Origin of the sequence: Mesorhizobium sp. B2-8-9, assembly GCF_006439475.1 — a bacterium.
In the GTDB taxonomy this organism is placed as follows: Bacteria; Pseudomonadota; Alphaproteobacteria; order Rhizobiales; family Rhizobiaceae; genus Mesorhizobium.
Window position 1 is genome coordinate 429,978 of sequence record NZ_VFTQ01000002.1, and the last position, 22,209, is coordinate 452,186.

16 protein-coding genes are annotated in these 22,209 nt (G+C 63.8%); 8 read left to right on the top strand and 8 right to left on the bottom strand.

Annotated features, from left to right (window positions below; all coding sequences use genetic code 11):
* Positions 1-24: 24 nt before the first annotated feature.
* Complete coding sequence (locus FJ423_RS04340; RefSeq protein ID WP_140839460.1) at positions 25-4,044, top strand: PAS domain S-box protein; 4,020 nt, start codon at positions 25-27, stop codon at positions 4,042-4,044.
* 248 nt (positions 4,045-4,292) lie between these two features.
* Here FJ423_RS04340 and FJ423_RS04345 read toward each other — a convergent pair whose 3' ends face one another.
* Complete coding sequence (locus FJ423_RS04345) at positions 4,293-6,251, bottom strand: acetoacetate--CoA ligase (protein WP_140839462.1); 1,959 nt, start codon at positions 6,249-6,251, stop codon at positions 4,293-4,295.
* Between the two features lie 264 nt (positions 6,252-6,515).
* Between FJ423_RS04345 and FJ423_RS04350 the strand changes: the two genes are divergently transcribed.
* Positions 6,516-8,396 (top strand): AsmA family protein, encoded by a 1,881-nt coding sequence (locus FJ423_RS04350; protein ID WP_140839464.1) that lies wholly within the window; start codon positions 6,516-6,518, stop codon positions 8,394-8,396.
* Positions 8,397-8,433: 37 nt separating this feature from the next.
* On the opposite strand, the gene FJ423_RS04355 is transcribed toward FJ423_RS04350, so the two are convergent.
* From FJ423_RS04355 to FJ423_RS04380, 6 genes are all read right to left on the bottom strand, one after another.
* The gene (locus FJ423_RS04355; protein ID WP_140543466.1) at positions 8,434-9,252 is read right to left on the bottom strand and encodes an ABC transporter permease subunit; all 819 of its coding nucleotides are present in this window, start codon (positions 9,250-9,252) and stop codon (positions 8,434-8,436) included.
* A complete protein-coding gene (locus FJ423_RS04360) occupies positions 9,249-10,211 on the bottom strand; it encodes an ABC transporter permease subunit (protein WP_140839466.1) in 963 nt (320 codons plus the stop codon). Before FJ423_RS04360 ends, FJ423_RS04355 begins: the two co-directional genes overlap by 4 nt.
* Before the next feature lie 9 nt (positions 10,212-10,220).
* Positions 10,221-11,360: an ABC transporter ATP-binding protein gene (locus FJ423_RS04365; RefSeq protein WP_140839468.1), complete on the bottom strand. Its 1,140-nt coding sequence runs from the start codon at positions 11,358-11,360 to the stop codon at positions 10,221-10,223.
* 80 nt (positions 11,361-11,440) lie between these two features.
* The gene (locus tag FJ423_RS04370; RefSeq protein ID WP_140839470.1) at positions 11,441-12,538 is read right to left on the bottom strand and encodes a polyamine ABC transporter substrate-binding protein; all 1,098 of its coding nucleotides are present in this window, start codon (positions 12,536-12,538) and stop codon (positions 11,441-11,443) included.
* Between the two features lie 440 nt (positions 12,539-12,978).
* A complete protein-coding gene (locus tag FJ423_RS04375) occupies positions 12,979-13,941 on the bottom strand; it encodes a DMT family transporter (protein ID WP_140839545.1) in 963 nt (320 codons plus the stop codon).
* 167 nt (positions 13,942-14,108) lie between these two features.
* Complete coding sequence (locus FJ423_RS04380; RefSeq protein ID WP_140839472.1) at positions 14,109-15,551, bottom strand: XRE family transcriptional regulator; 1,443 nt, start codon at positions 15,549-15,551, stop codon at positions 14,109-14,111.
* A 253-nt stretch (positions 15,552-15,804) separates the two neighbouring features.
* On the opposite strand from FJ423_RS04380, the gene aceA reads away from it, so the two are divergent.
* The 3 genes from aceA (at position 15,805) to FJ423_RS04395 (ending at position 18,066) form a co-directional block, all read left to right on the top strand.
* On the top strand, positions 15,805-17,094 hold the full coding sequence (aceA, locus tag FJ423_RS04385; RefSeq protein WP_140839474.1) for an isocitrate lyase: 1,290 nt from the start codon (positions 15,805-15,807) through the stop codon (positions 17,092-17,094).
* A gap of 54 nt (positions 17,095-17,148) precedes the next feature.
* A complete protein-coding gene (locus FJ423_RS04390; protein WP_027168360.1) occupies positions 17,149-17,391 on the top strand; it encodes a hypothetical protein in 243 nt (80 codons plus the stop codon).
* Between the two features lie 225 nt (positions 17,392-17,616).
* Positions 17,617-18,066, top strand: coding sequence for a response regulator (locus FJ423_RS04395; RefSeq protein ID WP_140839547.1), 450 nt, complete (start codon positions 17,617-17,619; stop codon positions 18,064-18,066).
* Between the two features lie 11 nt (positions 18,067-18,077).
* On the opposite strand, the gene FJ423_RS04400 is transcribed toward FJ423_RS04395, so the two are convergent.
* Positions 18,078-18,785, bottom strand: coding sequence for an HAD family hydrolase (locus FJ423_RS04400; protein ID WP_181174721.1), 708 nt, complete (start codon positions 18,783-18,785; stop codon positions 18,078-18,080).
* Between the two features lie 123 nt (positions 18,786-18,908).
* On the opposite strand from FJ423_RS04400, the gene FJ423_RS04405 reads away from it, so the two are divergent.
* From FJ423_RS04405 to FJ423_RS04415, 3 genes are all read left to right on the top strand, one after another.
* Positions 18,909-19,685 (top strand): hypothetical protein, encoded by a 777-nt coding sequence (locus FJ423_RS04405; protein ID WP_140839478.1) that lies wholly within the window; start codon positions 18,909-18,911, stop codon positions 19,683-19,685.
* A gap of 11 nt (positions 19,686-19,696) precedes the next feature.
* The gene (locus FJ423_RS04410; protein ID WP_181174711.1) at positions 19,697-20,671 is read left to right on the top strand and encodes an ATP-grasp fold amidoligase family protein; all 975 of its coding nucleotides are present in this window, start codon (positions 19,697-19,699) and stop codon (positions 20,669-20,671) included.
* Positions 20,672-20,752: 81 nt separating this feature from the next.
* Positions 20,753-22,186: a glutamine synthetase family protein gene (locus FJ423_RS04415; protein ID WP_140839482.1), complete on the top strand. Its 1,434-nt coding sequence runs from the start codon at positions 20,753-20,755 to the stop codon at positions 22,184-22,186.
* The last annotated feature ends 23 nt before the right edge of the window (positions 22,187-22,209 follow it).

Consider the following 22,209-nt stretch of genomic DNA (forward strand, 5'->3'; position numbering starts at 1 on the left):
CCGCTCCGGAGGGTTGGCCAGCGCATGCCGCCTGAAAACTACTCCTTCCTCGACGTTGCCGTGCTCGACGCGGTGCGCCAGCGCTTTGCCGCGGGCGATGCTTTGGTCATTTTGGCCGTCGACCTCGAACAGGTGATCTGGGCGAACGGTCCGGGGGCGTCGGCCTTCGGCTATCCGGATATCGAGGCCATCATCGGCGCCTCGGCGCGGCTGCCGCTGATCGCCCGCCGGCAGATCATGGCGACCAGCGGTTTTCCCGACATCGGCAGCGACCGCGCCGTCACGGTGAGGCTGGCCACCGGCATGGAAAGCCGCGCCGTCGGCTTTCTGGCCAGCGCCGTGACGATGCCGGACGGCGAGGCGGCAATCATGCTGGCGGTGCCGGCGGCACAGACCACTTCGCGCAGCGCCGTCGAGATCGCCGGCCGCGCCATCGGCGGCTTTACCGAGGCCGGGCATTTCATTGCCTTTGTCGACGCGAAAGGCGAGGTCGAGGCAGCCTCGGACGGCTTTGCGGCGCTCGGCATCGAGCCGCGGACGTTGGCTGCCCTGGTTGCGGATGTGGCAAGCAGCGGCGACCGTATCGTCAAACGCCTCGTGCCGGGCACCGACACCGCCTACCCGGCCGGTTTTGCGCGGCTCACCGACACGCGGCATCTGCTGGTGGTGATCGACGAGGCGCAGCTCGACGACTCCGATAGCGGCCAGGACGATCGGGCGGCCGCCGGCCAAGGCGATCGGACCGGCGATCAGGGAGTTGCGGCGCCAGAGGCGGTCAGCGCCCCGTCCCAAGGTGAAAGCGCGGCAATCGAGCCCGAGTCTCAGCCTGCCCAGGACAACCCAGTGCCTACCGTGGCGGCTGGCAAAGAGGACGAGCCGGCGCCAGAGGCTCCCGACAGCGACGCACAGCCCGACGCGGAGGGCCGGACCTTGGCCGGCCAGCGGCCTACCCGGACAGACCATCAGGCCGCCGACGCCGGCGCCGACCAGCACGACCATTGGTATTTCAACGCCGGCGACGATGGCGCCGGGCATGCTCAACCGGCAGCGCCGGCGAAGGACGAGCCGGAAGGTGCCGCCGCAGCCGAAGGCCAAGATGCGGGCGCCGCTGCACGCGAGACTGCCAAATCAGCCCTGCCGGGCCTGCCGCGCGACATCGACCGGTCGGCGGCCCCATTGCGCTTCGTCTGGCGCACCGACGCCGAAGGTCGGTTCAGCGCGCTGTCGCCCGAATTCGCCGACATCGTCGGCCAGCCTGCCGCCGATGTGATCGGCCGCCGCTTCAAGGATGTCGCCGCCACTTTCGGCCTCGACGCCTCGGGCGAGATCGCCGGCCTGCTCGACCGGCGCGATACCTGGTCCGGCCGCTCGGTGCTGTGGCCGGTGGCCGGAACGGGTCTGAAGATCCCCGTCGATCTGGCGGCCCTGCCCGTCTATGGCCGCAGCCGCGCCTTCGAGGGTTTTCGCGGCTTTGGCGTCGCGCGCAGCGCCGACGCCGTGGTCGATCCGGAAGCGCTTGGCATGGCTCTGGTGCCGAATGCCGCTCCTGCCGGGGCTACCCCCGGCGGGCCCGACGCGTCGGGCGATCAGCCGGCAGAGCAGACGCCTCTGGAAAAGCCAAGGCCCGAAGACCCCTTCCGGGGCGAAGTGCCGGCGCTGACCATCGTGCCGAAGCCGGAGCGACGCTTTGCCGACAAGGTGATAAGGCTGGCCGAGCATCGCCAACCGGCCAACGACAAGCAACCGGGAAGCGACACGCCGGCAAATCACAAGGGCCTGTCGATCCTCGAGCGCAGCGCCTTCCGCGAGATCGGCGAGCGGCTGCGCAAGGACAGTTCCGCCCCTGCCGAGGAACGCGCCCCCGAAGCCGACAAGCGGCCCGATGCCGCTGTTGCCAGCGTGGACGCGGCAAAGGTGAAGGAAGCGGCCAGCGAAACAAGGGCCGACGCAAGCCAGCCGCTTCCACCCGATGCGGCGGAGCACGACGATTCCGCCCAGGGCGCGACCTTGTCCACGCCCTCGGAAGCCGACGACGTGAAGGCCGCGGAAGCGGAGACCGAGGCGGAAGACCAGGACGATCTGGCGCGGCTCGACGGCATCGATGGCGCCGCCGAGATCAACGACGCCGGCCTGGCCGAGACCTCGGCTGTTTCCGGCTCGCTGCTCAACTTTGCCGATGGCGGGAAACCCACGGAAGACGCCGGCGTCGCGCCGGTTTCCCAGAACGAGCAAGCAGAGGGCGCCCGGGAGGCCGCCGAACCTGCTGCCGCGAAGCCGCAGCGGCCCGTCGAAGAGCCTGCGGCGCTGCCGGTCGCGGCCGGGCAGCCCGCCTCCGATGCGACGGCGGACGATAGCATGACCGCCGACGACTTCCGCGATGCGCAGGACAATGAGGACTGGGCAGGCTCCGATACAGATGCCGCCAAGACCGCGGAAGAACAGTCGGAAGAACTGGACGCGACAGCCGGGACGCGGCGACGCCTCGACGTGCCGCCGCTTAAACTTTCCGGTTTTGTGCCGTCCGCGTTTTCGACCGGAGCGGAAGCCAAGGCACCCGACACATCCATCCTCGCACGGCTGCCTGTGCCGCTGCTCATCCATTCGGGCGACATGCTGCATTATGCCAATGACGCCTTCCTCGAACTCACCGGCTATGATGCGCTGGACGACCTCGCGGATGCAGGCGGCCTGGGCGCGCTCTTCGCCGATTCCTATGCCGAGGACACCGCGACGGACGAAAGCGACCACTCGCTGAAGCTCAAGACCCGCCAGGGCCTGGAATTCCCGATCGACGCGCTGCTGCGCTCGGTGCCGTGGCGCGGCGGCAAGGCGCTGATGCTGGTGGTGCGGCGTTCCGGCGAGGACGATGCGGCGCATTTCACCGCCGCGAATGACGAGCCGGCGCTGCAGCCGGACGTGCCGGAACTGAAATCGCGCATCGCGGAGATGCGCACCATCATCGATACAGCCACCGACGGCGTCGTGCTGATCGGCCGTGACGGCAACATCCGCTCGATCAGCCGTCCGGCGGAAGCGCTGTTCGGTTTCGACAGCGACGAGGTCGCGGGCAAGCCCTTTGCCTCGCTGTTTGCCATAGAAAGCCAGCGCGCGGCGCGCGACTATCTGGCCGGGCTTTCGGAGCCGGGTGTCGCGAGCGTGCTCAATGACGGCCGCGAGGTCATCGGCCGCGAGGCGCAGGGGCGTTTCATCCCGCTGTTCATGACCATCGGCAGGCTGCCCAACGACAGCGGCTTCTGCGCCGTGGTGCGCGACATCACGCAATGGAAGCGGGCCGAGGAAGACCTGACGCAGGCACGCGCAGTGGCCGAGCGCGCCTCCTCGCAGAAGACCGATTTCCTGGCCCGCATCAGCCACGAGATCCGCACGCCGCTCAATGCCATCATCGGTTTTTCCGAGCTGATGGTAGACGAGAAATTCGGTCCGATCACCAACGACCGCTATCGCGACTACCTGCGCGACATCAACCGCTCGGGCAACCATGTGCTCGACCTGGTCAACGACCTGCTCGACATCTCCAAGATCGAGGCAGGCCAGCAGGAGATGGATTACGAAGCGGTGTCGCTCAACGACACGCTGGCCGAGACGGTGGCGATGATGCAGCCGCAGGCCAATCGCGAGCGCGTCATCATTCGCTCCAGCTTCGCATCGCGGCTGCCGGAAGTGGTGGCGGATCTGAGAAGCGTGCGCCAGATCGCCCTCAACATCCTGTCCAACGCCATTCGCTACACCCAGGCGGGCGGCCAGGTGATCGTCTCGACCGCCTACGAGGCCTCGGGCGACGTCGTCATGCGTGTACGCGACACCGGCATCGGCATGACCCAGGCCGAAATCGAGCAGGCGTTGAAACCGTTCAAGCAGATCAATGCGCTGAAGCGCGGACGCGGTGACGGCACCGGCCTCGGCCTGCCCCTCACCAAGGCCATGGTGGAGGCGAACCGCGCCCGTTTCGCCATCACCTCGACGCCAGGTGAAGGAACCCTGGTCGAGGTCGGCTTCCCCTCCACGCGCGTGCTCGCCGAATAAAATGCACGCGACAGCGACGGCCAAAGAAAAAGGCGTCCAAGAGGACGCCTTGAGAAATGGGATGCTGTCACAACGGGGGCTTGAGCAGAACCTCAGGGGACGAGGAACGGGATTTCTCCCTCAAGTTACACGCGACTATCAGCGTCGTCTCTTAACAAGTCCTTACCGGGCCGCGAAAAAATTTACGAATGTGTACCACCCGTGAAATCTAGGTAAATTCGCCGGACAGATTTCGTTAACTACATCGGTCAGCTTGCCAGCTGCGGCAGGTCGCGGAACAGCTCTAGCGCCTCGGGATTGGCGAGCGCTTCCTTGTTCTTCACGGCACGGCCGTGGACCACGTCGCGTACGGCGAGCTCGGTGATCTTGCCGGACTTGGTGCGCGGGATGTCGGCGACGGCGACGATCCTGGTCGGCACGTGGCGCGGGCTGGCGCCGGTGCGGATCCTGGCGCGAATGCGCTTTTCCAGATCCTCGTCCAAGCTCACGCCGGGGGCGAGCCGCACGAACAGCACGACACGGACATCATTGTCGAAATCCTGGCCAATGCAGAGCGCCTCGAGGATTTCCGGCATCTGCTCGACCTGGTTGTAGATCTCGGCCGTGCCGATCCGGACCCCGCCCGGATTGAGCGTGGCATCGGAGCGGCCGTGGATGATCATGCCGCCATGTTCCGTCCATTCGGCGAAGTCGCCATGGCACCAGACATTATCGAAACGCTCGAAATAGGCCGCGTGATATTTCATGCCTTCGGGGTCGTTCCAGAAGCCGATCGGCATCGACGGGAAGGCCTTGGTGCAGACAAGCTCGCCCTTCTCCTGCCTCACAGGCTTGCCGTCATCGTTCCAGACGTCGACCGCCAGGCCAAGGCCGGGGCCTTGGATCTCGCCGGTCCAGACCGGCTCGGTCGGCACGCCGAGCACGAAGCAGGAAACGATGTCGGTGCCGCCCGAGATCGAGGCCAGGTGCACGTCCTTCTTGATGCCGTCATAGACGAAGCGGAAATCCTCCGGCGACAGCGGCGAGCCGGTCGAGGAGATGGTGCGCACGCGCGACAGATCGTGGCTCGCGATCGGCTTCAGACCGGCCTTGCGAACCGAATCGATGAATTTGGCCGAGGTGCCGAAATAGGTCATCTTCTCGGCATCGGCGAAATCGAACAGCACATTGCCGTCGGGGTAGAAAGGCGAGCCGTCATAAAGCAGCAGCGTCGCGCCGGAGGCGAGGCCCGAGACCAGCCAGTTCCACATCATCCAGCCGCAGGTGGTGAAATAGAACAGGCGATCGCCGTCGAGCAGGCCGGCATGCAGCCGGTGCTCCTTGACGTGCTGGATCAGCGTGCCGCCCGCCGAATGCACGATGCATTTCGGGATGCCGGTCGTGCCCGAGGAAAACAGGATGTAGAGCGGATGCGCGAAGGGCAGCCGCTCGAAGCCGACGGGCTTTGCGGCAAAAGGCGAGAGCGCGTCTTCGAGCGCGGCTGCCTTGTCGATGGTGGCGGCGACATCGCTCGAGGTGCCGAGATAGTCGACGATCAGCACCTTGCTCAGGCTTGCCAGCTTGTCCGCGACAGCGCGGATCTTGTCGGCCACCTCGATCGCCTTGCCGTTGTACCAATAGCCGTCCGGCGCGATGAAGACGATCGGCTCGATCTGGCCGAAGCGGTCGAGCACGCCCTGCTCGCCGAAATCGGGAGAGCATGACGACCAGACCGCGCCGATCGAGCTTGCCGCCAGCATCGCGGCGATGGTTTCGGGCATATTCGGCATCATGGCGGCAATGCGGTCGCCGGCCTTGACGCCGAGCGACAGGAAGAGCTGCTGCAGGCGCGAGGTCAGCGCGTGGAGCTCGTTCCAGGAGAGCCGCCGCTCGACCTTGTCCTCGCCGCGAAAGACGATCGCCTCGCCGGCGCCGGTTTTCTGCAAAAGGTTCTCGGCGAAATTCAGCCTGGCGTCGGGAAAGAAAGCTGCGCCGGGCATCCGCTCGCCGTCGACGAGGCGCCGCTCGCCCTTGTCGCCGACAAGCGCGCAGAAATCCCAGACCAGGTCCCAGAAGGCTTCGCGGTTGTCGGTCGACCAGCGATGCAGTTCGGCATAGCCGGAGAAAGAACGCGCAGCCGTTGCCTCCGCGGCCTTCCTAAACGCGGTCATCGGCGCTGCGTCGATCCGCTCCTGCGTCGGGGTCCACAAAGGTGTGTCGGCGGCCATGATCGCTCCTCCCAAAGCGTCGCTTTCGAGCCAGTTAAGCCCAACGTCGCATATGCCATCGTCCCAGAAACGGCGTGCGATTGCGGATCGGGATCGTGCAGACCGCTTATGCATATTGCGGCGCAGCAGAGCAAGATTTTGTTCGGGCGGCCTATGGCGGCCGCTGTGCAAATGCCATCGCAAGGCCATAAAGACTTGAAAAGCGTCGGCGCTCGGTTACACCCGTCGGGCGATTTTGTTGGCAACGAAAGCATACGGGGCGAAATGCGATCATCTCTGATCCGGCGCGGGGTGTGGGCGATCGGCGTTGCCGTGCTCGTCATCGCGCTCGCGGTCGCGGCGCTGCCGCTGATTGCCTCGACCCGCATCGTGCGCGACCGCATCGCCTGGGAATTGAGTGCCTGGAGCGGCTTCAGAGTCACGATCGACGGCTCGCCGCGTATCGAGGTGTGGCCGAAATTCCGGGCCATCCTCAGCGACGTGACGCTGTCGCAATGGACCGAGACCGAAGCGCCGCCGGTGGTCGAGGCCGATCGCGTGGAAGTCGATCTCTCCGCCATGGCGGCCTTGCAGGGCAACGTCGCCTTCTCGACCGCCAGGCTGGTGCGCCCGACTATCAGGGTGCAGCGCACCGCCAGCGGCTTTTATCTGCCGCCGCTTCCGACCGGCGGGCGCATCACGCGCTCGATCGACACCGCGCGCGGCGTGGTCACCGCCAACCCGCAGAAGCCGGATCTCGGCAAATTGCCGTCCGATCCGTTCGGCACCGTCGAATTCCGCGATGGTCGCGTGGTGACTTCGGTTGACGGCAAGGACATCGAAATCCTGAGCAGCCTGAGCGGCCAGGTGAACTGGGAAGCGATGAACAGCGAGGCGTCGCTGACCGCGAGCGGAATCTGGCGCGGCGAAAGCATGCAGCTGGATTTCTCCTCGGCGAAACCGCTGGTGCTGTTTGGCGGAGGGGCGGCGCCCGTCACCCTCTCCTTCAAGGCCGCGCCCGCGACGTTTTCCTTCGACGGCACGGCCTCGATGTCGGACAATGCCTATCTGGACGGCCAGGCGAAGTTTGCCGCCCCGTCGCTGCGGCGCGTGCTGGAGTGGTCGCAGGCAGGGATCGCGCCGGGTGCTGCGATCGGCGCGGTCTCGATCGCCAGCAAGGTGAACGCCTCGGCAGGGCGCGCGAAATTCGAGAACACCACGGTCACGTTCAACAACAACCCGGGCATGGGCGCGCTGGATTTCTCCGTCGCCGAGGGGAGCCCGGTGATTGCCGGCACGCTCGCCTTCGACACGCTGGATCTCAGATCTTTCCTGTCGGCTTTCACGCCTATTGCGCCGACCGGCGAGGCCGGCCCAGGCGATATCGACACCAGTTTCGCCGACCGCATCAATCTCGACCTCAGGCTGTCGGCGGCGCATGCCATGGCGGGGCCGGTCCAGCTCGCCGACGTCGCGGCAACCGCGCAGGTCAAGAACGGTCTTGCCGTCTTCGACATATCCGACGCGTCTGCCTTCAACGGCAACATCCAGAGCAGCCTGCGCTTCGACCGCAAGCCGGAAGGCACGCAGGTCGAGATGCGGCTCCTGGCATCGGACGTAGATACGGGAGCCTTTGCCACGGCGGCGGGAATGACGCGGCTGGTGCCGGCCAGCACCGGGACCGTATCGGTCATCCTCAAGGGACCGGGCAAGGCCTGGAATTCCATCTTTGAGAATGCCGACGGATCGTTCTCGGCGACGTTCGGTCCGGGCACTATCAATGGGCTCGACCTGCCGGCCTTCCTCAAGCGCAACCAGCAGGGCGGTTTCTTCGCGCTCGACGACGTCGCCAATGGATCGCTGCCGATCGACGGCGCCGAGATCAAGGCCAGCATTTCGAAGGGCGTGGCGCGCCTGGACAAGGCCGAGATCAATTCGCAGAAATACAAGATCTGGCTGTCCGGCATCGCCTCCTATGTCGGCCGCGGGCTGGCGCTCTCGGGCGGAGTGGTGCCCAACGGACAGCCGGCGCAGCAGCCCCAGCAGGCCAACAGTCAGGCGGCCAGCCCGGCTCCCGCGCGGCCGAGCCAGCCGCTGTTCTTCGTCGGCGGCAACTGGAGCGCGCCGTTCATATCGCCGATCGCTCCCGGCGTTTCAGGCCAGTAAATGCGAGGGACGCAAGCGTCCCCGCTTCTCGTCACGCTCAACCGCGCTGCGCGGCCTGCTCATCGAGCTGGCGCTGGATCTCGCGCCGCTTGTTGGCGATCGAGGCGATGATGACGCCGACCGCCACCACCGCGATCAGGATGGTGCAGGCGGCGTTGATCTCGGGCGTCACGCCGAGGCGCACCTGGCTGTAGATCTTCATCGGCAGCGTGGTGGCGCCGGGACCCGAGGTGAAGCTCGCGATGACCAGATCGTCCAGCGAGAGCGTGAACGCCAGCATCCAGCCGGAGATGATCGCCGGCAGGATGACCGGCAAGGTGATCTGGAAGAAGGTCTTCACCGGCGGCGCGCCGAGATCCATCGCCGCCTCCTCCAGCGAGCGGTCGAACGTGACCAGCCGCGACTGCACGACGACGGCGACGAAGCACATGGTGAAGGTGATGTGGGCGAGCGTCACCGTGACGAAACCGCGGTCGAGCCCGACGGCGACGAAGAGCAAGAGCAGCGAGAGGCCGGTTATGACTTCCGGCATGACCAGCGGCGCGAAGACCATGCCCGAGAAGAGCACACGTCCCTTGAAGCGCGTGTAGCGCGTCAGCGTGATGGCGGCAAGCGTGCCGAGCACGGTGGCGACGGTCGCGGAGATGACGCCGACGCGCGCCGTGACCCAGGTGGCGTCCATCAGGCCCTGATTGTGGAACAGCGACACGTACCATTTGGTCGAAAAGCCGCCCCAGACGGTGACGAGCTTGGATTCGTTGAAGGAAAAGACGATCAGAAGCACGATCGGCAGATAGAGGAAGGCAAAGCCCAGCACGATCGAGGTGATGTTGAAGCGGCTCCAGGTGGAGTTCATCTGCCCTGCTCCTGTGCCTTGGCCTGAGCCTGCTGGAAGAACATGATCGGGATGGTCAGCACCAGCAGCAGGATGACGGCCACCGCCGACGAGACCGGCCAATCACGGTTGGAGAAGAACTCGTTCCAGAGCGTCTTGCCGATCATCAGCGTCTGCGAGCCGCCGAGAAGGTCGGGGATGACGAACTCGCCGACGGCCGGGATGAACACCAGCAGGCAGCCGGCGACAACGCCTGGCAGCGACAGCGGGAAGGTGATCTTCCAGAAGGCGCCGGTCGGCGGGCAGCCGAGGTCCTGCGCGGCCTCGATCAGCGAATAGTCCATCTTCTCCAGCGAGGAATAGAGCGGCAGCACCATGAAGGGCAGGTAGGAATAGACGATGCCGATGAAGATGGCGGTGTAGGTGTTGAGGATCACCAGCGGCTGGCTGATCAGGCCGGTGGCGAGCAGAACCTGATTGAGCAGGCCCTCGGGTTTCAGGATGCCGATCCAGGCATAGACGCGGATCAGGAACGAGGTCCAGAAGGGCAGGATCACCAGCATCAGCAAGGTCGGGCGGATCGTGGCTGGCGCCCGCGCCATGCCATAGGCGATCGGATAGCCGACGATCAGGGTGAGTATCGTCGAGATTCCCGCGATGACCAGGCTCGTCACATAGGCGTTGAAATAGAGCGCGTCCTGGGTGAGCCAGGTGTAGTTATTGAAGTTGAGCTCGCGGACGGCGGCGAAAAATCCCGAAAAGCCGTCCTTGAAGCCGAGCACCGGCGTATAAGGGGGCATCGAGATCGCCGTTTGAGACAGCGAGATCTTGAACACGATGACGAAGGGAACAAGGAAGAAGAACAGCAGCCAGAGATAGGGGACGATGATGACCAGGCGGTTGACGAAGCCTGTCGCCAGCCTCGCCGGCAGTGTTGCGGTTTCGGTCGATGGGGCGGCGGTCGCTGCGATGTCCGTCATCTCAGCCTCCTACCTGGTCAACACGACGCCGGCATCGGGCCGGAAGGAGACCCAGGCGCGATCGTTCCAGGTGAGCGGATCCTCGGTGATGCGTGAAGCGTTCAACGCGCTTGCCCGCACCATCTGGCCGTCGTCAAGCTTGATATGATAGACGGTCATGTCGCCGAGATAGGCGACGTCGTAGACCTCGCCTTCGAGCGCGTTGACGGCATCGGCCGGCTTTTTCGAGGAGACCTTGATCTTCTCCGGCCGGATCGCGAAGACGATGTCGGAGCCGGCAGCGGCGTTGCTGCCATTGTCGACGACGATCTGCGCTCCTGTCGCGCCGGTTATGCGCGTGGTGCTTGTCATATGTTCGGCAACCTTGCCTTCGAACATGTTCACATTGCCGACGAAATGCGCAACGAAGCGCGAGGCCGGCGCCTCGTAGATCTCGGCAGGCGTCGCGACCTGCATCACCTCGCCCTTGTCCATGATGGCGATGCGGTCGGCCATGGTCATGGCCTCCTCCTGGTCGTGGGTGACGACGACGAAGGTGAGGCCGAGCTCCTGCTGCAGGTCCATCAGCTCGAACTGCGTTTCCTCGCGCAGCTTCTTGTCCAAAGCGCCGAGCGGCTCGTCGAGGAGCAGAACCTTCGGGCGCTTGGCGACCGAGCGGGCAAGCGCCACGCGCTGGCGCTGGCCGCCCGAGAGCTGGTGCGGCTTGCGCTTGGCGAACTGCTCGAGCTTGACAAGCTTCAGCATCTCGGCGACGCGCTTTTCGATATCGGGTCCAGGCATGCCCTCCTGCTTGAGGCCGAAGGCGATGTTCTTTTCCACCGTCATATGCGGGAACAGCGCGTAGGATTGGAACATCATGTTGACCGGCCGCTTGTAGGGCGGGATGCCGCGCAAATCCTGCCCGTCGAGCAGGATGCGGCCCGCCGACGGCTCCTCGAAGCCGGCGAGCATCCTGAGCAGGGTCGACTTTCCGCAGCCGGACGCGCCGAGCAGGGCGAAGAACTCGCGCTCGAAGATGGTCAGCGACAGGTTGTTGACGGCGGTGAAATCGCCGAACTTTTTGGTCACCTTGTCGAACTGGATATATGGCTTGGCATTCGGGTCGTTCCATGGCGCGAAATCCCTGCGGATGCTGCCAAGCGATTTCATGATCCCACTCCGTTACTTTTTTAGAAATCCCCAAAAGAAAGCGACCCCGGCAGTTGGCTGCCGGGGTCGCGTCACAATGCTCACTGGCCGGTGACGATTTTGGTCCAGGTGCGCGTGATAATGCGCTGCGTCTTGGGATCGTATGGCGCAATCGTATACAGCTTCTTCATCGTCTCTTCGTCCGGATAGACCGAAGGATCTTCCAGGATCGCCTTATCGACGAATTGCTGCGAGGCTTTGTTGCCGTTGGCGTAGAGCACGTAATTCGACGATTTGGCGATGACTTCGGGCGTCATCATGTAGTTGATGAATTCGAGCGCGTCGGCGACATGCGGCGCATCCGCAGGGATCGCCATCTGGTCGAACCACATCTCGGCGCCTTCCTTGGGCACCGAATAGCCGATCTCGACGCCCTGCTTGGCTTCCACGGCGCGGTTACGCGCCTGGAAGACGTCGCCCGACCAGCCGATCGCCAGGCAGATGTCGCCATTGGCCAAGGCGTTGATGTATTCGGACGAATGGAACTTGCGGACATAGGGCCGCACCTTCAGCAACGCCTCCTCGGCCTTGGAAATGTCATCGGGCGAGGTGCTGTTGGGGTCGAGGCCGAGGTATTTAAGCGCCGCCGGAATGACGTCGGTGGGAGAGTCCAGCACATAGACGCCGCAATCCTTCAGCTTGGCCAGCTTGTCCGGATTGAAGAAGACGTCCCAGCTGTCGATCTTGTCGGTGCCGAGTGCGGCCTGCACCTTCTTGACGTTATAGCCGAGGCCGACCGTGCCCCACATGTAGTTGACCGAATATTCGTTGCCCGGATCGTATTTGGCGGTACGCTCGGAAATGACGTCCCACATGTTGGAGATGTTGGGCAGCTTCGACTTGTCGAGCTTCTGGAACACGCCTGCCTGGATCTGGCGCGCCAGGAAGTTGGCGCTCGGCACGACGACGTCATAACCGCTGCCGCCGGCAAGCAGTTTCGTCTCCAGGATCTCGTTGGAATCAAAGGTGTCATAAACGACCTTGATGCCCGTCTTCTTGGTGAAGTCGTCGATGATCGAGCTGTCGATATAGTCCGACCAGTTGTAGACGTTGACGACGCGGTCTTCGGCGTGGCCGCTTATTGTGAAAAGCGTCAGAAATGCCGACGTCGCCGAAAGCCAAAGCGCTTTGCGGATCATGGTGTTCTCCTTTGGTGAGTGTTCCCTTGCCGGCTCGTCGCGATATGGCGGGGCGGCTTTGGTTTGAGAGTATTGAGCTTTCTGGAGAGCGACAAGCGTGAACTCTCCACGCAAGGCCCGGTAACGGCATCAGAGTTCGAGACATTTTGGCCTCCCGGCGAGGCACCCGGGCGGCGTCAACGGCATTCACCGTGGCGTATTGAGAGCTATGACGATGCAGTCCGGTCCCGAGCGGGCCGGCGGAGACACTTGGCAAGATACGCCTGTCTTGTTGTTGCCGTAATTGCAGCCTGCCCGCCCGGCAACTGGGTTGTCAATGGGGGAGGCTGCCTAAAGCGCGTCACGCTGAAAGGGATTTAGGCGAAGCGCTTTAAGTCTTTGTTTTGATGCATGTCGCTCTCCCAAAACCGCTGCGCACTTTTGGGCGACATGCGTTAACGTCAATTGGGCGACGGCAGGCCGGTTACGCCGGGACGTGCAGGCCGCGCCTGTCGCTTGAACTCCAGACCGATGTGGACGAGCAGTGCCGTGACGACGACCGCACCGCCGATGATGGTGCGCACCGACGGCACTTCGGAATGGACAAGCCAGACCCAGATCGGCCCAAGGATCGGCTCGAAGGTGCCGAGCAGCGCCGCGATCGCCGCCGGCACCAGCCGCGCGCCCATGGCGAAAAAGGCGAGGCCGGCGCCAAGGTTGATGACGCCAAAGGCAAAGAGGAAGCCCATGTCGCGCCCCGAGACCGCGAATGCCGAGGCCTGGGAAGCGGCGAACGCACCGGCGAGCAACGCGCCGAGACAGGTGGCCGGCACCATGCGCACATGGGCAAAGCGCCGGGTGATCACGGTCGCGAGCGAAAACATCACCGCGATCAGCAGTGCCAGGCCGTCGCCGATCGGCGAGACGGCGCCGCCCAGGGATTCGGAAACCATGATGGCGACGCCGGCGATAACGGCGGCGATGGCGATCCAGGTGGCCGGAGCGACCCGTTCGCGAAACAGCAGCCAGGCAAGGAGCGCCGCAAGCAGCGGCACGCCGGCCTGCATCAGGAGGATGTTGGCGACCGTGGTGTAGGCAAGCGCCACCACGAAGCTGGTCGAGGCGGTGGCGAAGCAGAAGGCGACGCCAAGGCCGGGCAGTCCCATGTGCCGAAAGAGCTTCAGGGTGCCGCGCCAGCCGTCGCGCCACAGCATGAAGGCGATCAGAAAGGCCACGGCCCACAGCGAACGCCAGAACACCACGGTCCAGCTGTCGCCGACATGTATGAAACGGGCGATGGCGCCGCCGAAGCTCCACATAAGCGCCGAAAGGAAGACCAGGAGCATACCGATCCGCTCCTCGCGCGGCGAGACGGCCGGCAAGGCAGTGGAGGACGGGGCGCCGGGTGAGGCGGTATCGGTCATGGACATGACTGTCAGCGAGTTGCGTTCGATGCAGCAAGGACAACAAGACTTGTGTCTTAGACGACAGAACTGTGCCTCAGAAAGAATTATGCCTCAATCGCGTAGCGCAAAGACGCCGGCCGGGCGTGATCCAGCACCCGGCGAGACTTAGGACACATCCGCCGATGTCAGCCTTGAAAATCGAAGGCGCTGAGGCCCGTCACCATCTCGTCGAGGCCGAGCGGGCGCGTCACCGGCGGCTCGGCGCGCGCCAGGCAGCCGACGCGCTCGCAAAGCCTGCAGGCGGGGCCTACCGGCGTAGCGAAGCCTTGACCGGGCTTGCCGGCGGCTGCGGCCGGCAGCGCCGCGCCATAGACGATCTCGTCGCGGAAGCCGACATCGCAGCCGAGCAGGAGCGCGGTGCGACGCGGCCGTTCGGAGAAAGCGCCCTGCGGGCCTTCCAGCGTGCGGGCGATGCAGAGGAATTCGGCGCCGTCCGGCATCTCGACCGCTTCGACGAGGATCTGGCCGGGCTGCGAGAACGCCGCATGGACGGGAAGCTTGGGGCAGCTGCCGCCGAAGCGGCTCTGCGGATAGCCCTGGCTGCCGGCCTTGCGAAAGCGGTTGCCGGCATTGTCGACTTCCAGCATGAAGAACGGCAGGCCCGCCGCGCCCGGCCGCTGCAGCATGGTCAGTCGATTGGCCGCCTGCTCGAAGGAGACGCCGAAACGGGAACGCAGGACGTCGATGTCGTAACGGCCGCGAACGGCGGCGGCATGGAAAGCCTGATAGGGCATCATCAGCGCATGCGCGGCATAGCGGCCGAGCTCGAAGCGAGCGAGCCGGCGGGCCTCGTCGGTACCGAGCTTCAGCGCCTGGATCTCAGCCGCGATGGCCACCGACATGCGTATGAGGCTCGCCTCCATCGCGACTTCGCGCAATTGGTCGAAAGGCGACAGCCGCTCGGACAGGAAGAGACGCTGCGAATGGCGATCGTAGCGGCGGCGCCAGTTGGGCATGGTGGCGACCGGCAGCACCTTGACGACGATGCCGTGCTCGCGCCTCAGCCAGGCTTTGAGCGCGCCGAACAGATCATCACCGGGGTCAAGGACCGATGTGAAAGCCTCCGCCTCCTCTTCCAGCGAAGCGAAGTGGTTCGGCCGGCGCTCAAACACGTCATGGACTTCGTCGGAAGGCATGCGGGTGCCGGACAGCGCGGTTGCCCTGCCCTCCTTCGCCAGAAGCTGGTTGAGATCGGACAGGCGCTCGGCCTGCTCGCGATAGGCGCGAAAGAGTTTCACCATCGCCGCCGAAGCGTTCGGCGCTGTTTCGGCGAGGTCGATCAGTTCCTGATCGCCGGGCAGCTCGCCGGCAAGAAGCGGATCGCTGAAGGCCTCGCGCAAGGCCGCGATCGAGCCTTTTGTCTCTCCCTGCAATTCATGCGGATCGACCTTGTAGACGGAGGCAAGCTTGAGGATGAGCTGCACCGTCAGCGGTCGCTGGTTGCGCTCGATCAGGTTGAGATAGGATGGCGAGATGCCCAGCCCCTCGGCCATCGCCGTCTGGGTCAGGCTCCTGGCGTTGCGCAGCCGGCGCAGCCGCGGCCCGGCGAAGATCTTCTGGTCGGCCATCCCTGCCATCCTTGACAAGAATTTACATGAACGTCGAGTGCGGTGCGCGCTTCGCCGCTTTTACAATCGTGACAAATTTACAGAGCTGACTTGTCAATGGCAACACAGCTTTTCCCTTATTTTCCGAGGCATCTTGCGGTTTTTCTAGGTGCCTTTCGCGCTGCAATGTAAACGATGTCATACGCAAGACGTCGCAGAATATGCCTTTGCGATGCAGCGCTGACGCAGTTCCCAAAACGACCCGGAGTGACCAATGACCGATTTTTACAACCTCGTCCCTTCCGCGCCGGAAGGCCGTTTCGACGGCATCGAGCGCCCCTACTCGCCGGAGGATGTGAAGCGGTTGCGCGGCTCCGTGCAGATTCGCCAGACGCTGGCCGAGATGGGTGCGAACCGGCTGTGGAAGCTCATCCACGAGGAGGATTTCGTCAATGCGCTGGGCGCGATGTCGGGCAACCAGGCCATGCAGCAGGTTCGGGCCGGCCTGAAGGCGATCTATCTCTCGGGCTGGCAGGTGGCGGCCGATGCCAACACCGCCTCGGCGATGTACCCAGACCAGTCGCTTTACCCGGCCAATGCGGCGCCGGAACTGGTCAAGCGCATCAATCGCACCCTGCAGCGCGCCGACCAGATCGAGACATCCGAAGGCAACGGGCTGTCGGTCGAGACCTGGTTCGCGCCGATCGTGGCCGACGCGGAAGCCGGCTTCGGCGGGCCGCTCAACGCCTTCGAGATCATGAAGGCGTTCATCGAGGCCGGCGCCGCGGGCGTCCACTATGAGGACCAGCTGGCGTCGGAAAAGAAGTGCGGCCATCTCGGCGGCAAGGTTCTGATCCCGACCGCGGCGCATATCCGCAACCTCAACGCGGCGCGCCTTGCAGCCGACGTGATGGGCACGCCGACGCTGGTCGTGGCGCGCACGGACGCAGAGGCAGCGAAGCTTTTGACCTCCGATATCGACGAGCGCGACAGACCTTTCGTCGACTACGACGCCGGCCGAACGGTCGAGGGCTTCTACAATGTCAGGAACGGCATCGAGCCTTGCATCGCGCGCGCCGTGGCCTATGCGCCGCATGCCGACCTGATCTGGTGCGAGACCTCGAAGCCGGATCTGGCGCAGGCCAGAAAATTCGCCGAGGGCGTGCGCAGGCACCATCCGGGTAAGCTGCTCGCCTACAATTGCTCGCCGTCCTTCAACTGGAAGAAGAACCTCGACGACGCGACGATCGCGAAGTTCCAGAAGGAGCTCGGCGCGATGGGTTACAAGTTCCAGTTCATCACGCTCGCCGGCTTCCACCAGTTGAACTTCGGCATGTTCGAGCTGGCGCGCGGCTACAGGGACCGTCAGATGGCCGCCTATTCGGAATTGCAGGAGGCCGAGTTCGCGGCCGAGGCCCGCGGCTATACCGCGACCAAGCACCAGCGAGAGGTCGGCACCGGCTATTTCGACGCCGTGTCGATGGCGATCAGCGGCGGCCAGTCGTCGACCACCGCGATGCATGAATCGACCGAGCACGCCCAATTCAGGCCGGCGGCCGAGTAACGGATAACAACCAGAGGAAACGCCCGCAGGGCATCTACATCGAGGAGAAGAGCGATGGCATCGATAAGCCGCGTCAAGGAAAGGGCAGAAGAGCAATCGAGCGCGATGAGCGTCGACCAGCAGGCGACGATCCGCATGCTCGCCAACGATCTGCACAGGCTAAACCAGTCGGTCATGAAGGCAGTCGAGGCCGGCGTCTCGGTGGAGCTGGTGCGTTCGGCCAGGCACCATGGCGGCGACGGCAACTGGGGAGACCTTTTGATCCCGGTGATCGTTACCCAGCAGAGTCATACTTGACGTAACGTCAACAGTCTCGGCGATAGTCTTCCGTACGCTATACGTCCGGGAGACTATCGCATTTTTTCGATTTGCCTTCGTCGCCAGGAGGTACGACTTGCGCTGAATTCCGGAATTTCTTGCTATATTTTCGACCTCGATCGTTTCAGCTTGACACCGGCCGCGATCTCACCCAATTGTGCCTCAGGTTTCAACCCTGCATTGAACCAGAGTGCCTGCCCGCCGATGTGTCCCGCCAACCGTGACGACCACTCCGAAAAACATCCGAAACCGGCAGCCTGGACCGGCGCGATCGAGGCGAATTTTTCCAAGGTGCTCGTTGTCGGAAAATCGTCGATCAACCGAGTCGTGGTATCGAAAATCGTCGAGAAATCGGGATTGAAACCGATCTCGGAAACGCCCGAAACCGCCGAGAAGACGCTCACCGGCCAGTTGCCCTGCGCCGTCATCCTGGACGGCGGCCCAGACAACAAGGATTGCGACCGGCTGATGTCGGCAATCGACGCGCTGCGGCGCGCCTCCGGCAAGCCGCTGCCGGCGGTGATACTGCTTTCAACCAGGAATGGCACGCCGGAGAGCCTTGGCCTGTCGAGCGTGGTCGATGCGGTGGTCGCCAAGCCGATCACGCCCGAGAGACTGCAACCGGTGGTGGATCGCCTGGTCGGGCGCGGCTAAGGCTCGAGCGTTCACTCGGCCTTTGCGATAGCCGCGACAAGGCTCGGCAACTCGCCAAGATCTGCAATCTGACGGAAACGCGGCGCCGCGACAGGGGCCTCGGCCTGTTCGATCGCCCAGGTCAATTCGTGCGGCACATGGATGCCCCAACTGCCGGCCTCGATAGCGGGAATCACGTCGGACTTGAGGGAATTGCCAACCATCATGCTGTTCTGCGGACCACGGCCATAGCGGCTGAAGATGCGGGCATAGGTGGCGGTGCTCTTGTCGCTGACGATCTCAACTGCGTCGAAAAGGTCACCCATTCCCGACTGCGCAAGCTTGCGCTCCTGATCGAAGAGGTCGCCCTTGGTGATCAGCACCAGATGGTAGGAACCCGCCAGCTTCTCGATCGTCTCGCGCGCGTGCGGCAGCGGCTCGATCGGGTGGCTGAGCATCTCGCGGCCGGCAGCCAGTATCTCGCCGATGATCGAACCAGGCACCTCCCCGCCGGTAACCTCGACCGCTGTCTCGATCATCGACAAGGTAAAGCCCTTGATGCCGAAGCCGTAGAGGGCGAGATTGCGCCTTTCCGCCTCGAGCAGTCTTGCCGCGATTTGGTCGTGGTCTCCGTGCTCCGCCAGCATTGCGGCAAAGCGCTTCTCAGTCATGCGGAAGAACTGCTCGTTCTGCCACAACGTGTCGTCGGCATCGAAACCGATCGTGGTAAGAGCGGATATTGTCACGTCATCCTCCTTCGGAACGCGGTGTAGACGCGTTCGCCGGGCACTGCTAGCTCTAGCCGGAGATCGGCAAAGCGGGGGTGCATGCTGAATTCGTGGAAAGACGAGCTGGAAGGCTTCATGGCGAGCGCTCGTGAGCGCACGCCAACGGAACTAATCAACGGCATCCGCGATATTGGCGTCGCCATGGGCCATGAGGCGGGCGAAGCGCTGCTAGACAGCCACCCGGAACTGTTTGCCTACCGACCCATGCTTACGCGAGCCTTCATCGAAATGGTTCATGCGCAAGACGTCGCCGAAATAAGGCAGATGCTGGAGCTGAAGCATCCAACCTCGTTCGGGCAGATAGCGGCGGAGGAAACGACCATCGGCGTCATGTCCTCGAAAGACGCCTACAAGCGCCTGGATGAGGTCTTCGAGCATGTCGACTTCAGCCGGTGCACGCGCGCCGTGATGGTCGGCTGCGGCGGCCGCCCGTTCACCATGTTCCGTATCTGCGATCAGACACCGGTTCCCGAGATCGTCGGGCTGGATATTGTGCCGGAAGCGGTCGAGACAGCGAATATTCTGGCAGCCAAACTCGGCTACGTCCGAATGCGCGCCGAATTCCGCAACGGGCGCGACTATGACTATCGCGCCGCCCAGCTTGTCTATATCGCCAGCATGGTCTCGCCCAAAGCAGCTGTCGTGTCGCGCGTCGCAGACACGGCCCCACCCGATCTCCAGCTCGTTCTATGGGAACCGTATTCGTTGGCCCGCTTGTGGTCGGAGCGCGCGGAAGAGACGCTCGACCCGCGGCTGGAAGTGGTCGGCCGCACCCGCGTATCGCGCAACATGACCCGTGATGTGTTCGTCCGCTTCCGGCCTGGCGCCGCCGGGCGCGGAAGCGCAGGCTAATGGCAGCGGGCATGGCCGATCGCGCGGTCCTGGCCGCAACCGTGGCATGGTGCCTGCTTCGCCATCCGCTGATCTGGAAAAGAACCTATGATCACAGCGGCGTCTTTCCCGACCCGGCCAGGCCTAGGTCTTACGTCGACAAGTTCTTGTGGCGGAAGATCTTCGACCATAATCCCGTCTATGCCACGGCATGCGACAAGCTGGCGTCCAAGGACTACGCCCTGTCAACATGCCCGGAACTCAAAACCGCGAAAGTGTTGTGGAGCGGCCGCGACGCCACGCAGATCCCACCGGCGCTGCTTACCGGAAATGTCGTGGTGAAGGCCAATCATGGCTGCCGCTGGAACATGATGATCCGCAACGGCGAGGTGGACAGGCCGAAGCTGCGGCGGCGAACGGCGCGCTGGATGCGCAATCGCTACGGCAGGAAATTCGGTGAATGGGCCTACAAGGGCGCGAGACGGCTCATCTTCGTTGAGGAGATGCTTCTCGAGGACGATGTGCCGGTCCCGCTGGAGTATAAATTTCATATCTCGAACGGGAAGACGGCTTACGTCTACGCCGCACGGCGGGACAGATGGGGCAACGAGTTGAAAAGTCATTTCGACCGCGACGGCAATCACGCACCCGTGCCGCCGGGCAGCGGCAGCCAATGGGTGAAGATCGATCTGCCGCCATCGTTTCTGCGGATGCGCGAGATAGCGGAGCGGCTGACGGCACCGTTCGATCACATGCGCTGCGACTTCTACGAGATCGACGGCGAAATCTATTTTTCCGAGTTCTCGGTCTACCCGCTGTCAGGAAAAGGCATCATCAACACCAAGCTGCGCGATCTGGCCGGCGATAGCTGGGACATACGCCAGGCCTGGTTCCTGTCGACGCCCCAGCGAGGTTGGCGCAAAGTCTATGCGGCGGCGCTGTTGCGATGGCTCGACGCAAACGACCGGCAGAGGCTGCAGCCCGGTTCGCAAAGAGCGGCTCCCTGAGCAAGCCGCCCGGCGCCTCCCCTTCCCTTTCCCCGTTGCGCCCGGCTATAGTTCGAAATCCGCAACACAATCTGGTGAATGATGCCGCCTGAAAAAAAGGAAGTCCGTCCGTCAAGCCGGGGGGGACGCGCCCGCACGCCTGCATTCCTGAAAAACGAACGCGGCGTGAAGAACTGGAAGGAAGCCAGCGCCTGGCTCGAATGGCGCGGCATCGAGGACATCGAGTGCATCACTCCCGACCAGGCGGGCGTCGCGCGCGGCAAGATGATGCCGTCGAAGAAATTCACCTCCAACACCTCGCTGGCGCTGCCTTCGGCCGTGTTCATGACGACGATCTCGGGCGGCTATCCCGAGGACGGCAACGGCTTCCACTATCCCGAGGACGATGGCGACCTGAAGCTTTTGCCCGATCTCTCAACGCTGACGGCTGTGCCTTGGGAAGAAGATCCGACGGCAGCAGTGATTTGCGACCTCGTCCACCAGGACGGCCGCTCGGTCGAGTTCACGCCGCGCAACGTGCTGAAGCGCGTGCTTGCCGCCTATGACGAGCGCGGCCTGAAGCCGGTGGTGGCTCCCGAGATCGAATTCTATCTGGTGCGCAAGAATCCCGACCCGGACTATCCGCTGACGCCGCCGGTCGGGCGCTCGGGCCGACCGATCGGCGGCGGCGCCGGCTATTCGATCGCCGGCGTCAACGAATTCGACGAACTGATCGACGACATCTACCATTTCTCGGAACGTCAGGGCCTGGAGATCGACACGCTGATCCATGAGGAAGGCGCCGGCCAGCTCGAGATCAATCTGCGACACGGCAATCCGATCGAGCTCGCCGACCAGGTTTTCATGTTCAAGCGCACCATTCGCGAGGCGGCGCTGAAGCATGAGATCTACGCCACCTTCATGGCCAAGCCGATCCAGGGGCAGCCGGGCTCGGCCATGCATATCCACCAGTCGGTCATCGAGAAGAAGACCGGCAAGAACATCTTCTCGGCCGAGGACGGCTCCGAGACGGACGCCTTCTTCCATTTCATCGGCGGCATGCAGAAGCACGTGCCGAACGCGCTGGTGATGTTCGCGCCCTACGTCAATTCCTACCGCCGGCTGACGCAGCAGGCCTCGGCTCCGGTCAACAACAAATGGGGCTACGATAACCGAACCACCGCCTTCCGCGTGCCGCGCTCCGATCCGGCAGCACGGCGCGTCGAAAACCGGATCCCGTCTTCCGACGCCAACCCTTATCTGGCGCTTGCCGCGTCGCTTGCCTGCGGGCTGATCGGCATGACCAGAAAGATCAAAGCTGAACCGCCGGTTCTGACCACGGCCAATGCCGACGAGATCGACCTGCCGCGCAGCTTGCTGGAAGCGGTCGATTTGTTCGAGGCCGACAAGGAGCTCGGCATTATCCTCGGCACATCCTTCGCCGCCACTTACGCAGCGATCAAGCGGGCCGAGTTCGAAACCTTCATGGAAGTGATCAGCCCGTGGGAGCGGGAGTATTTGTTGCTGAATGTTTAGGGGAGTAGGGAGTAGGGGAGTAG